Below are 12291 nucleotides of genomic sequence, written 5' to 3' on the forward strand. Positions count from 1 at the left end.
GAGTCGGAGCGATAGCAATGACCTCACAGGTCGCGCACGCTTTGTCTTCACTATCTGAATGGTTGACCTAGCGGAGGCGCTGGCTGATCACCTTGGAGACGCCGTCACCCTGCATGGAAACGCCGTAGAGGGCGTCCGCGACCTCCATCGTCCGCTTCTGGTGCGTGATCACGATGAGCTGTGAGCTCTCCTGGAGCTCCTCCATGATCCGGATCAGCCGCTGCAGATTGGTGTCGTCGAGCGCGGCCTCGACCTCGTCCATCACGTAGAACGGGCTGGGCCGCGCCTTGAAGATGGACACCAGCAGCGCCACGGCGGTCAGCGAGCGCTCGCCGCCGGAGAGCAGCGACAGCCGCTTGACCTTCTTGCCCGGCGGACGGGCCTCCACGTCGATGCCGGTGGTCAGCATGTTGTCGGGGTCGGTCAGAATCAGCCGGCCCTCGCCGCCGGGGAACAGGCGCGAGAACACCCCCTCGAACTCCCGGGCCGTGTCCCGGTAGGCCTCGGTGAAGACCTGCTCGACGCGCTGGTCCACCTCCTTCACGACTTGAAGGAGATCGGCCCTCGTCTTACGGAGGTCCTCCAGCTGCTCGCTGAGGAACCGGTGCCGCTCCTCCAGCGCCGCGAACTCCTCCAGCGCGAGCGGATTGACCTTGCCGAGCTGCTGGTAGGCGCGCTCGGCGGCCTTGAGCCGCTTCTCCTGCTGGGCCCGCACGAAGGGACCGGGCCGGTTGCGCGGGTCCTGCGGGTCCTGCGGCAGTACCTCGCCCTCGGCGGCCGGGGACGGGGGCACCGGCTGGTCGGGGCCGTACTCGGCGACCAGCCCGGCGGCCGCCATGCCGAACTCCTCCAGCGCCCTGGCCTCCAGCGCCTCGATGCGCAGCCGCTGCTCGGCCCCGAGCACCTCGCCCCGGTGGACCGAGTCGGTGAGCTTGTCCAGCTCCCCCTTCAGCTCCCGGCCGCGGTGGCGCGCCTCACCGAGCTCCCGCTCGCGCAGGCCCTTGGCCTGCTCGGCCGCCACCCGCTCCTCGTCGGCACGGCCGAGCGACACCTCCACGTGCGCGAGGAGCTGGCGGGCCCCGTCGGCCACCGCCCGGGCCACCTCCGCCTCGTGGCGCAGCCGCGCCCGGCGCCGCTCGGCGCGGGCCCGGGCCTCGCGTTCCGCGCGGGCCCCGCGGTCGAGGGAATCCGCCCGTCCGGCCAGCCCCTTGACCCGCTCCTCCAGGGTCCTCAGCTGCAGCCGGGCCTCCATCTCGGTCTGCCGGGCATTGGCACCGTCGGCCGCGAGCCGGTCCCGCCGGGAGCCGTCCGGCTCCTCGTCCACCGGCATCTCCTCGGCCGTCGCGAGCCGCTCCGCGCACTCCTCGACGTCGGCCAGCGCCTGCTCCAGCGCGTCCTGGGCCCTGGCCGCGGCGGCCGCGCTGCGCTCGGCCTCGCCCGCCGCGCCCTTGGCCTGTCCGGCGAGCCGCCCGAGCTGCTGGGCGACCCCGGCCCGGGCCTGTTCCGCGGCGCGCCGCCGCTCGGCGAGTTCCTCCACGAGGGCGGCCGCCTCCTGGCGGCGGGCCTCGGCGGCGGCCCGGGCCCCGCCGAGCTCCTCGCACCGCGCGCCCAGCCGGGCCAGCTCCGCCGCGGCCTCGTCGACGGCCGCCTGCACCTCGATCAGGCTGGGCGCCCCGGCGGAGCCGCCGTGCGCGAGGTGCGCCCCGAGCACGTCTCCGTCGAGGGTCACGGCCACCGCGTCGGGGCGCTCCGCGACCAGCGCCTCGGCCTCGTCGAGGGTGGCGACCACGACGTGGTCCCGCAGCACCCACCCCACGGCCCGCCGCACCTCGGCGTCCCCGCCGACCAGCCCGGCGGCGGGAACGGGCGCGCCCGCGACCGTCACCGGGGCCGGGGCCGAGACGGAGACGGAGACGGACGTACTCACGCCGGCCGGCGGGTGCGGTGCGGGTGCGGGCAGATCTCCTTCCGGGGAGGGGGCCGGGTGGGGGACCCCGCCCCCGGGACCCGCTCCCCCGGCAACGCTCTCCCCGGCGACCGCTCCCGGCGCCCCGGCCGCGGGTCCGGCCGAGGCCTGGCCCGGGACGGCCGGTGCCACCGGGGCGATCAGCAGGGTGGCCCGGCCCGCGTCGGCCTCGCGCAGGTGGCGGATCGCCTCGGCGGCCGCCCCCGGGGAGGCCACCGCCAGCGCGTCCGCGGCCGCGCCCAGAGCGGCGGCCACGGCGACCTCGTACCCGGGGGTCACCGACAGCCGCTGCGCCGCCGGTCCCAGCAGCCCGGCCAGCCGCTCCCGCGCCGCGAGCAGTGCGCCCGTACCGTCCTTGCGGCGCAGCCCCAGCGCCAGTGCGTCCCGGCGCGCCGAGACGGCCGCCCGCGAGCGTTCCGCCGCGGACAGGTCCTCGCGGGCGGCGGACAGTTCCGCCTCCGCCCGCGCCAGGCCGTCCCGCGCGCTCTCGTGGTCGGTGTCGGCCGAGGGGTCGTCGAGCCCGCCGACCTCCTCGGCCAGGGCCTCGTACTCCTCCTGTGCGGCCACGGCCCGGGACTGCGCCGCGTCCCGCGCGGCGACGAGCCGGTCGATCTCGGCCTGGGCCGCCCCCGCGCGGGAGCGTGCCGCGCCGAGCCGCCCGGTCAGCCGGGCCAGACCCTCGCGCCGGTCGGCGATGGCCCGCGCGGCATCCCGCAGCCGGCGTTCCTCCTCGGCCAGCTCCCGCTCCAGCTCCGCCCGGTGCTCGGCGGTGTCCTCCAGCGCCCGCGAGGCCGCCTCCAGAGCCGCCGTCAGTTCCGCCTCCTGCTCACGGATCCGCGCGGCTTCCCGCTCCATCTCCTCCGGATCGCGGCCGCGCCGCTCCTCCTCGGCCGGAGCCGAGGCGCTCTTGACCCGCGCGTCCGCCAAGGAAGCGGTCCCCCGGACGCGTTCGGCCAGCTGCGACAGCTCGTACCAGGTCTGCTGCGCCCGCTGCAGCCGCGGCGCCAGTTCCCGTACCGCCTCCTCCAGCTCCGCCTCGCGCCGCACGGCGCCCGCGAGCTGGGCCTCGGCGGCCTCCTTGCGCTCCTTGAGGGCCGCCTCGTCCGCGATCTCCGCGTCCAAGGCGCGCCGCAGCACGACCAGGTCGTCGGCGAGCAGCCGCAGCCGTGCGTCGCGCAGGTCCGCCTGGATCACGGCCGCGCGCCGGGCGACCGCCGCCTGCCGTCCCAGGGGCTTGAGCTGCCGCCGCAGCTCGTCACCCAGGTCCTGGACGCGGGCGAGATTGGCCTGCATCGCGTCCAGCTTCCGCAGCGCCTTCTCCTTGCGCTTGCGGTGCTTGAGTACGCCGGCCGCCTCCTCGATGAAGGCGCGGCGGCCCATGGGATCGGCGTGCAGTACGGAGTCCAGCTGGCCCTGTCCGACGATGACGTGCATCTCGCGGCCGATGCCGGAGTCGGAGAGCAGTTCCTGGATGTCGAGCAGGCGGCAGGTGTCACCGTTGATCTGGTACTCGCTGCTGCCGCCGCGGAACATGATCCGGGTGATCGTGACTTCGGCGTAGTCGATGGGCAGCGCGCCGTCGGAGTTGTCGATCGTCAGCGAGACCTCGGCCCGCCCGAGCGGCGGACGCCCGGTGGTCCCGGCGAAGATCACGTCCTCCATCTTCCCGCCGCGCAGGGTCTTGGCCCCCTGTTCGCCCATGACCCAGGACAGCGCGTCCACCACATTGGACTTGCCGGAGCCGTTCGGGCCCACGACACAGGTGATTCCGGGCTCGAAGCGCAGGGTGGTGGCGGACGCGAAGGATTTGAAGCCACGCAGGGTCAGGGACTTGAGGTGCACGCCGCCGGACTCTACCTTTCGCGTTCGGTTTCACCCGTGAAGGTGCTGGGCACGACTGACGCCAATGGGATCAGGCCCCCCACCTGGCCCTGTGGTCATGGCACGGCGGCAGGGGAAAGAGGTCGCGGAAGGAGGGCGCGGAAAGGCGAGGCGGGGAGGGCTCAGGAAAGAAAGAAGGGACGCCGAAGCGTCCCTTGCAGATCATGCGTGGCTGGAGTCGAGCGACGAATGAAGCGCGGGTCAGGTGAGCGCAGGCTCCGCCTGGGGTACGTCGATGTCGATGCTGCCGAGCAGCGAGTCTCCGTCGTGCTGAGCGGCGGCCGCGTTCAGCGCGTCATTTTCGGACTGAATCCGTACGAGCTCGGACTCAAGGTCCTGGACGCGCTGCTGAAGCCGTCGCATCTCGGCGAGGAGTCGCGGGTCGGAACCGCCGACGTAACCGAGAAGCGCCTTTGCCATGATGGATGGTCCTCCACACTGAGTGACCGACCGAAGCGGTGTGGGTCGTGAGGGAATCGCACCCGCGGATGTCCGGCAGCGACTGACAGTCACTGCGCTTACTACTGCCAACACTGCCAAACAGCTCAGGTGCGCGGGGCTTCCAGCGTCTCACCAAAAAGTTTGACGGTCAACACGATCACGCCCCGTATCGGCGGGCGCCCCGGTCCCCGCAAGGGGTGTGGAGATCATCCTCACCCTCGAGCCTTCCACGGATCACCCTCGTCGGCAACGCGTCGACGACGAATGCGCAGTTCCGACCGTGTGCGGACGGTCAGAGATGTGATGAGTTCATGATCAGTCGATCGGTCATCGCATCCCGAAACCGTCGTAGCCACCGCGCGGTGTGCCCCAGATCTCTGTCACCCCGTCCACCCGGCCGGGCGTGTCGCTGGAGCGCAGCCAGTCGAGCAGCCGGTGGCAATTCTCACGTTGACCTTCGGCCACCACCTGCACTCGCCCGTCGTCGAGGTTGAGCGCGAAGCCGACGACCCCGCCGATCTCCAGAGCGTTCTCCCTGGTGAACCAGCGGAAGCCCACTCCCTGCACACGGCCGCGCACCCAGGCGGTCAGACGGACGTCTTCATTCATGCGTGAACGCTAACCGGGCGAGCACTTTCGGGACACATCGCCCCCCTGGCCCCATGGCGTACAGTCGCGCAGCAATGAACTCACCCATTTGGGTGGGTAAGGGTTGATCTTGATCCGGCAAGGAAGGCACGCTCCGATGGGCCGTCACCGTCTCCCCGCCGCGCCGCACAGCGGCGGCAAGCGCGGCACCGCCCTGCGCACCGGCCTCCTGGGCGTCTCGGTGGCCGTCGCCCTCGGCACCGCGGCCGTCACCACCGGCATGGTTCCCGTCGGCGGCGCCTTCCCCTATGTGGGGGTCGGCGGTACGGACGCCCCCAGCCCGCAGGCCCGGGCCAAGGCCAAGGCCTCGACCGGCCCCGACGCGACGGCACTGCAGCAGCAGAACGGCCTCGCGAACCTGTCCGGCCGCGCCTCCACGCCCGCCCCCGCCGGCAGCGCGTCCCCGAAGCCCGTGGCCCCGGCCTCGCCGTCGGCCTCCGCTTCCCCGAGCTCCTCGCCGAGCGGCACCCCGAGCGCGTCGGCTCCGCCGTCCGCCGCGCCGAGCGCCTCGCCCTCCCCGTCGGCCACACCGGCGGCGCCCTCCAAGGCCCCGTCCGCCAAGACCCCGCCCGCCAAGGCCCCGCGCACCCCGGCCGCGCCGGCCGCCCCGGCACCCGCCACGAGCGAGGCTCCCGCCCCGGCACCGGTTCCCTCGAAGTCGGTCACCGCGGCACCCCGCCCGCCGCTGGACGGCCATTCCGCGGAGGAGGCCGCCGTCGTCGAGCTGGTGAACCAGGAGCGCGCGCTGGCCGGGTGCGGCCCGGTCCGGGCCAATCCGCCGCTCGCGGCACTGGCCGGGGCCTTCAGCCTGGACATGGCCACCCGCGGCTTCTTCAGCCACGACGACCCCGAGGGCAACAGCCCCTGGGACCGCGCCACCAAGGCCGGGATCGCCGGCCTCGGCGGCGAGAACATAGCCCGCGGCCAGGGTGACGCCACGGCCGTGATGAAGGCCTGGATGAACAGCCCGGACCACAAGGCGAACATCCTCAACTGCGAGTTCCGCACCCTGGGCGTCGGTGTCCACGTCGCCGCCGGCGGCCCGTGGTGGACCCAGGACTTCGGCTTCTGAGGCGAGTCCCGGGGCGAGCGCCCCGGACGGGCACCCGGGCGGGCCCGGGGAGGGCCCGCGGAGGGCTCAGACCGCGGCGGCGGCCAGGGCCGCGCGGCCCGCGATGACGATGCGGGTCTGCTCGGTGACGCGGCGGCCCAGGTGCTCGGCGGTCGCGATGTCGGCCTTGTGTACCGCGTCCGCGCCCTCGTCGGAGTTGGTCTGGGCGGCGGCGCCGGCGAAGAAGCCGAGACGGTTCAGGTCGTTCTCGGAGGCCGTGCTGGAGTTCCAGCCCGGCTTCAGACCCAGGTTGATCCAGCTCATGCCGTGCTGCGCGGCCAGGATCTGGAAGAACTGCAGGGTGTGCAGCTTGTCGCCGCTCTTGGACGCGGAGTTCGTGAAGCCGGCCGCGACCTTGTCCTGCCAGGCGTCGCCGAACCAGCGCTTCGAGGAGGCCTCGGCGAAGACGTGGAAGGCGCCGGAGGCGGTGCCCATGTACGTCGGGGACCCGAAGACGATCGCGTCGGAGGCGTCCAGCAGCTCCCACTGGGCGTCGTCGATCTCGTCGACCTTGATCAGGTGAACGGTCGCTCCGGCATCCACGGCGCCGCTGCGGACAGCCTCGGCGACGACGGCCGTGTGGCCGTAGCCGGAGTGGTAGGCGATCGAGACGACGGGGGTGTGCGTGTTTGCGGACAAGGCTGATCTCTCCCTCGGGAAAACTCTCGTCGCGGCACAGGACGTGGTGCGACGAGAGAAAGAGAATCACTAACTTTTGGAAAGCGCAACCCGCGAGTTAGCGCTGCGGAGGAGTACGCTGGTCCGCATGGAGACCCCTGCCTGCACCGAAGCCGCCGACATCGAACAACCGTTCGATGTCTTCGCGCGTGCCTGCCCGTCCCGGGAAACCCTCGAACACGTCACCGGTCGCTGGGGCAGCCTGACCGTGGGTGCGCTGCGCGAAGGCCCGTGCCGCTTCAACGAGCTGCGCCGCCGGGTCGAGGGCGTGAGCGAGAAGATGCTCTCCCAGACCCTGCACGCGCTGGAGCGCGACGGCATAGTCAACCGTGAGGCACAGCCGACGAACCCGCCGCGCGTCGACTACGAACTGACCCCGCTCGGCGTCGAGGTCGCGGACCGGCTGCTCGCCCTCATCCACTGCCTGGAGGGGAACATGACGGCGGTGCTCGGTGCCCGGGAGTCCTACGACGCCACGCGCGGCGGCCGCTGACAGCGCGGGCAGAAGTAGCTCGACCGGTTCATCCACGGCCGGCGCCGTATCGGCGTACCGCAGCGACGGCACGGTTCGTCCTCGCGCCCGTAGGCGTCGAGCGAACGGTCGAAGTAGCCCGACTCGCCGTTCACGTTGACGTACAGGCTGTCGAAGCTGGTGCCGCCGACCTCGAGGGCGGCGTTCATGACGTCCCGGGCATGGCCGAGGAGTTCCGCGCTCCGGGGGCGGGTGAGGCCCGCCGTGGGGCGCTCGTAGTGCAGCCTGGCGCGCCACAGCGCCTCGTCCGCGTAGATGTTGCCGACCCCGCTGATCAGGGACTGGTCCAGCAGCGCCCGCTTGACGGTGGTCCGCTTCGCGCGCAGCGCGAGGTGGTAGGCGCCCTCGTCGAAGAGCGGGTCCAGGGGGTCGCGCGCGATGTGCGCGATCACGTCGGGCAGCCCGTCGGCGCTGTCGGCGGCGACCTCGTGCAGCGAGAGGCCGCCGAAGGTCCGCTGGTCCACGAAGCGCAGCTCCGTCCCGGCGTCGTCGTCGAAGCGCACCCGGATCCGCAGGTGCTTCTCGTCCGGGGCGCCCTCGGGCTGCACCAGCAGCTGCCCGCTCATCCCGAGGTGCCCGAGCACGGACAGGCCGCGCCCTTCCAGCGGCAGCCACAGGTACTTCCCGCGCCGCTGCGCCGCCCCGACGGTCTCCCCGCGCAGCCGCGCCACGAAGTCCGCCCCGCCGCCCGGGTGCCGCCGGACGGCCCTCGGATGCAGCACCTCGACGGCCTCGACGGTCCGTCCGGCCACCCAGCGCTCCAGCCCCCGCCGCACGACTTCGACTTCGGGCAACTCGGGCACGGGGTACCTCCGGTGGGAGTGGAACGGTCGCTCACGGCGAGCGTACCGGCCCCCCGGAAACGGAACCGCCCGCCCCTGCGAGGCAGGGGCGGGCGGGTGGATCCCGAAGGAAGGGTCAGGCGTCCGGCGCCGAATCGGCGGGCGTCGGCACCCCGCCGTTCCCGGTCCCGGCCGAAGCCTGGACCTCGGCCGGACCGGCGGTCGCGGCGGCTGCCGCGGCCGCGGTCCGCTCGTCCGCGGCGGCGCGGATCCCGCGCCATGCGGACTCCGCGGCCTGCTGTTCCGCTTCCTTCTTGCTGCGGCCGGTGCCGGTGCCGTACGAGACACCACCGACGCGAGCAGCAGCGGTGAAGGTCTTCTCGTGGTCCGGACCTGTCTCGGAGACCAGGTACTCGGGCACGCCAAGGCCTTCGGCGGCCGTGAGTTCCTGGAGACTGGTCTTCCAGTCCAGGCCGGCCCCGAGGTTCGAGGACTTCTCGATGAGCGGGTCGAAGAGCCGGTGAACCAGCTCCGAGGCCGCGTCGAGGCCCTGATCGAGGTAGACCGCGCCGATCACCGCTTCCAGGGTGTCGGCGAGGATGGAGGCCTTGTCCCGGCCTCCCGTGCCCTCTTCGCCCCGGCCGAGCCGGATGAAGGAGCCGAGTTCGAGGCCGCGTCCGACCTCCGCCAGTGCGCGCGAGTTGACCACCGCGGCCCGAAGCTTGGCCAGCTGGCCTTCGGGGAGATCCGGGTGGGTCGTGTACAGCGTGTCCGTGACCACCAGGCCCAGCACGGAGTCCCCGAGGAACTCCAGGCGTTCGTTGGTGGGCAGACCGCCGTTCTCGTACGCGTACGAGCGGTGGGTCAGCGCACGCACCAGAAGGGCGGACTCGAGTTGATACCCGAGCCGCCCTTCCAGAAGCGTGTGGGACGAGGCCGCGTTGTTACTGTCTGCCTGCTTCTCAGCGTTGGACAGCTCAGACATTGCGCCTCTCACCAGCCGCTCAGACCTCGAGGACCTGGCGCTTGTTGTAGGTGCCGCAGCTCGGGCACGCAATGTGCTGGAGCTTCGGCTCCTGGCAACGCTCGCACGAAACCAGGGTGGGGACCGCAGCCTTCCACTGCGACCGGCGGTGGCGCGTGTTGCTGCGCGACATCTTCCGCTTCGGAACAGCCACGGCTACTTCTCCTGCTTCTCGGCGGCGCCCTGAACTCCGTCAGAGGCAGTGCCGCTCATGTTGTCCTTCTCGCCGTCCTGATCGGTCACGACGAGTCCTTGCAATGCCGCCCAACGGATGTCGACGGCGTCATGGTGGTGGTCCGGGTCGTCGTTCAGGCTGAGCCCGCAATCGGGGCACAGTCCGAGACAGTCCTCCCGGCACACCGGCTGCATGGGCAGTGCGAGCACCACCACATCCCGCAGCACGGGTTCGAGGTCGAACAAACCGTCCTCGAGGAAGAGCGTGTCCTCGTCGTCCTCGGCGTCGTCGGCCGGTTCCGCCTTGGAGCGGCTCCGGTCGTCGGCGTCAGGGTACGAGAACATCTCCTGGAAGTCCGCCTTGAGCTCGCGCTCGACGGCCTCCAGACACCTTACGCACTCCCCTACGGCCGACGCACGGGCGGTGCCTGTGACAAGCACCCCTTCCATGACCGACTCCAGGCGGAGGCTGAGCTTCACCGGGGCGCCTTCCGGCACTCCGATGACGCCGACGAGACCGAAGTCCGCCGGTGCCGCGATCTCACGGGACAGCCGCTGCATGGCACCAGGACGCCGGCCCAGCTCGTGTGTGTCGAACACGAGGGGGTTGCGGTGGTCGAGGCGGGTATTCAGGGCCGTTCCTGCTTTCACAGATCGCTGAAGATCAAAGATTCCGCCGCACTAGGGCAGCATGGATCGCGGTGCATACGCGCGACCGAACAGCCAGGATACCCGGAGCGGCGCCCAGCGCCCAATCCGGTCCTAGCGCCCCTGTTCGTACTGGCGCAGCTGGTCCAGGTTGATCATGCTCGTGTCGAAGAGGCTGGTCTCGTCGAGCGCGGGCTGCTGGGCCTGCGGCTGGTACGCGGCATAGGGGTCGGGCTGCTGCGCGTCGTAATGGGCGGCGTAGCCCGCTCCGTCGGTGCCGCCGCCCGCGGCCGCGTACGGGTCCGGCTGCTGCTGGTAGCCGCCGTACGGGTCCCCGTAGGGCGTGGCGTAGGCCGCTCCGGTGGAGCCGGTGTCCGCACCGGGGTAGGCACCCTGCTGCTGCGCGGAGGGCTGCTGGTAGGAGTACGTGTCGTACACGGGCTCGGCCTGCGCCGGGATCGGCGGCTGCCCGTGCAGCGGCCCGGGCTCCGCGAGGCCCGCCAGGAAGTCCGAGTCGCTCGCCGAGCGGGACTGCTGTCCGCCCACCGCGTCCTGGGCGGCCATGTGCACGCCCAGGTCATCCGTCGGGACCCGGCCCAGGAGCTTCTGGCGGCCGCGGCCCACGGCCTCCAGGGTCTTGGAGAGCACCGCCTCGAAGGTCGCCAGCTTGGTGTCCACGTAGGCGTCCGCCTGCTCCCGCTGCGTCTGCGGGTCGTGGCTGCGCTCGGGCGCGTCCATGTCGGGGTAGCCGTGCTCGTCCAGACCGGGGCCCCGGCCCAGGAGCTTCTCGCGGCCCCGGTCCACCGAACCGATGGTCTTGCTCAGCACGACCTCGAAGTTCGCGAGCTTGCTGTCGACGTAGTCGTCGGCCTCGGCCCGGATCTCCTCGGCCTCCCGGCGGGCCTCCTCCAGGATCCGGTCCGCCTCGGCCTGGGAGCGCCGCGCGATCTCGGTGTCGGAGATCAGCGAACCGCGCTGGTTGTGGGCCGCGTCGATGATCCGCTCCGCCTCCCGGCGGGCCTCCTCGACCACCTGCTCGCGGCCGCCGATGAGCTCCTGGGCCTGAGCGAGCGAGCCCGGCAGCGCCTGGCGCACCTCTTCGAGCTGTTCGAGCAGCTCGGCGCGGTTGATCACGCAGGAGGCCGACATGGGCATGGAGCGGGCGCCGCCGACGGCCGCGACGATCTCGTCGAGCTTCTTCTGCACGTCCATGGGGGCTCGCACTCTCTCGGCCTCGGGCGGTTCCTGAGACGGACGGGACGACTGTAAGGCCACCGGGCGGGCCCCCGACACTGCCTGACGAGCCGTCAGTCGGTCAGCGGTCGCGCAGTCGCTCCAGGAGCGCCGCGTGGACGGGAGCCGGCAGCAGGTGGGCGACGTCGCCGCCCCAGGTCGCGACCTCCTTGACCAGCGAGGAGGACAGGAAGCTGTAGGTGGGGATGGTCGGGACGAACAGCGTCTCGACGCCCGACAGGCCCAGGTTCATCTGGGCCATCTGGAGCTCGTAGTCGAAGTCGCTGACCGCACGCAGCCCCTTGACGATGGCCGGGATGTCCCGCTGCTTGCAGAAGTCGACGAGCAGTCCGCGGAAGGACTCGACCTGGATGTTGCCGTAGTCGGCCGTCGCCTCGCGGATCAGCTCGATCCGCTCCTCGACGGTGAACAGGCCCTGCTTCGACTCGTTGATCCCCACGGCGACGTGGACGACGTCGTACAGCCTGGAGGCGCGTCCGATGATGTCGAGGTGTCCGTTGTGGATGGGGTCGAAGGACCCCGGACAGACGGCGCGGCGCAACTGAACTCCCTCGTTCATGACTCTTCGCTGGTGAAAGCGGCGCGGCCGTACCAAAGGGTGCCCTCGCCGTACTTGCGCGACCGGAGCGGCTCGAAGCCCTCGGGCCACGGGAAGGCGCCGCTCCTGGTGCTTCGTTCCACGGTGACGAGCGCATCGTCCGTGATCCAGCCATTGGACCGGAGTGTGAGGAGGATCTCCCGCAGGTCCGCACTGTCCACGACGTACGGCGGGTCCAGGAAGACGATGTCGTACGGGTCCCCGGCGGCCCGGGCCGCCACGATCTGCTCGGCCTTGCCCGCGCGGAACTCCGCGCCGGGCAGGCCCAGCGTCCGGATGTTGTCCCGGATCGCCTTGGCGGCCTTGGCGTCGGCCTCGACGAGCAGGGTGTGGGCGGCGCCGCGGGAGAGCGATTCCAGGCCGACGGCGCCGGAGCCGCCGTACAGGTCGAGCACCCGGGCCCCTTCGACGCCGTGCAGCGACTCCCAGGTGGAGAAGAGGCCTTCGCGCATCCGGTCCGAGGTCGGCCGGGTGCCGGTGCCGGGGGGCACGGCCAGCCGTCGCCCGCGGGCACTGCCGGCGATCACGCGGGTCATCTGGGGTCCTTCGGTACG

General features: G+C 72.0%; 13 protein-coding genes. 2 read left to right on the forward strand and 11 right to left on the reverse strand.

Features of this window, described 5'->3' with window-relative positions; genetic code table 11:
* Positions 1-67: 67 nt before the first annotated feature.
* From Sspor_RS14570 to Sspor_RS14580, 3 genes are all read right to left on the reverse strand, one after another.
* A complete protein-coding gene (locus Sspor_RS14570) occupies positions 68-3808 on the reverse strand; it encodes an AAA family ATPase (protein WP_202199533.1) in 3741 nt (1246 codons plus the stop codon).
* A 240-nt stretch (positions 3809-4048) separates the two neighbouring features.
* Positions 4049-4267: a hypothetical protein gene (locus Sspor_RS14575; protein ID WP_030012524.1), complete on the reverse strand. Its 219-nt coding sequence runs from the start codon at positions 4265-4267 to the stop codon at positions 4049-4051.
* Positions 4268-4615: 348 nt separating this feature from the next.
* Positions 4616-4897, reverse strand: a complete 282-nt coding sequence (locus Sspor_RS14580; protein ID WP_030012523.1) for an acylphosphatase — start codon at positions 4895-4897, stop codon at positions 4616-4618.
* Between the two features lie 136 nt (positions 4898-5033).
* On the opposite strand from Sspor_RS14580, the gene Sspor_RS14585 reads away from it, so the two are divergent.
* Positions 5034-6008: a CAP domain-containing protein gene (locus Sspor_RS14585; RefSeq protein ID WP_202199534.1), complete on the forward strand. Its 975-nt coding sequence runs from the start codon at positions 5034-5036 to the stop codon at positions 6006-6008.
* A 66-nt stretch (positions 6009-6074) separates the two neighbouring features.
* Here the strand turns inward: Sspor_RS14585 and Sspor_RS14590 are convergent, their stop codons facing one another.
* Positions 6075-6686, reverse strand: coding sequence for a flavodoxin family protein (locus Sspor_RS14590; protein WP_202199535.1), 612 nt, complete (start codon positions 6684-6686; stop codon positions 6075-6077).
* Between the two features lie 127 nt (positions 6687-6813).
* Here Sspor_RS14590 and Sspor_RS14595 point away from each other — a divergent pair, with 127 nt between their 5' ends.
* Positions 6814-7218: a winged helix-turn-helix transcriptional regulator gene (locus Sspor_RS14595; RefSeq protein ID WP_202199536.1), complete on the forward strand. Its 405-nt coding sequence runs from the start codon at positions 6814-6816 to the stop codon at positions 7216-7218.
* Here the strand turns inward: Sspor_RS14595 and mutM are convergent.
* The 7 genes from mutM to rsmD form a co-directional block, all read right to left on the reverse strand.
* A complete protein-coding gene (gene mutM / locus Sspor_RS14600) occupies positions 7191-8060 on the reverse strand; it encodes a bifunctional DNA-formamidopyrimidine glycosylase/DNA-(apurinic or apyrimidinic site) lyase (protein WP_202199537.1) in 870 nt (289 codons plus the stop codon). The genes Sspor_RS14595 and mutM overlap by 28 nt on opposite strands.
* Positions 8061-8175: 115 nt before the next feature.
* Positions 8176-9036, reverse strand: coding sequence for a ribonuclease III (gene rnc / locus Sspor_RS14605; protein WP_372499742.1), 861 nt, complete (start codon positions 9034-9036; stop codon positions 8176-8178).
* A 7-nt stretch (positions 9037-9043) separates the two neighbouring features.
* On the reverse strand, positions 9044-9217 hold the full coding sequence (gene rpmF, locus Sspor_RS14610) for a 50S ribosomal protein L32 (protein WP_003965982.1): 174 nt from the start codon (positions 9215-9217) through the stop codon (positions 9044-9046).
* Between the two features lie 2 nt (positions 9218-9219).
* Positions 9220-9888 (reverse strand): YceD family protein, encoded by a 669-nt coding sequence (locus Sspor_RS14615; RefSeq protein ID WP_202199538.1) that lies wholly within the window; start codon positions 9886-9888, stop codon positions 9220-9222.
* 111 nt (positions 9889-9999) lie between these two features.
* Positions 10000-11097, reverse strand: coding sequence for an ATP synthase subunit B family protein (locus tag Sspor_RS14620; RefSeq protein ID WP_202199539.1), 1098 nt, complete (start codon positions 11095-11097; stop codon positions 10000-10002).
* A 103-nt stretch (positions 11098-11200) separates the two neighbouring features.
* Entirely contained in the window at positions 11201-11680 is a 480-nt protein-coding gene (coaD, locus tag Sspor_RS14625; protein WP_202203661.1) for a pantetheine-phosphate adenylyltransferase, read from the reverse strand.
* Between the two features lie 14 nt (positions 11681-11694).
* Positions 11695-12273, reverse strand: a complete 579-nt coding sequence (rsmD, locus tag Sspor_RS14630; protein ID WP_202199540.1) for a 16S rRNA (guanine(966)-N(2))-methyltransferase RsmD — start codon at positions 12271-12273, stop codon at positions 11695-11697.
* Between the last annotated feature and the right edge of the window lie 18 nt (positions 12274-12291).

Source organism: Streptomyces spororaveus (assembly GCF_016755875.1).
In the GTDB taxonomy this organism is placed as follows: Bacteria; Actinomycetota; Actinomycetes; order Streptomycetales; family Streptomycetaceae; genus Streptomyces; species Streptomyces spororaveus.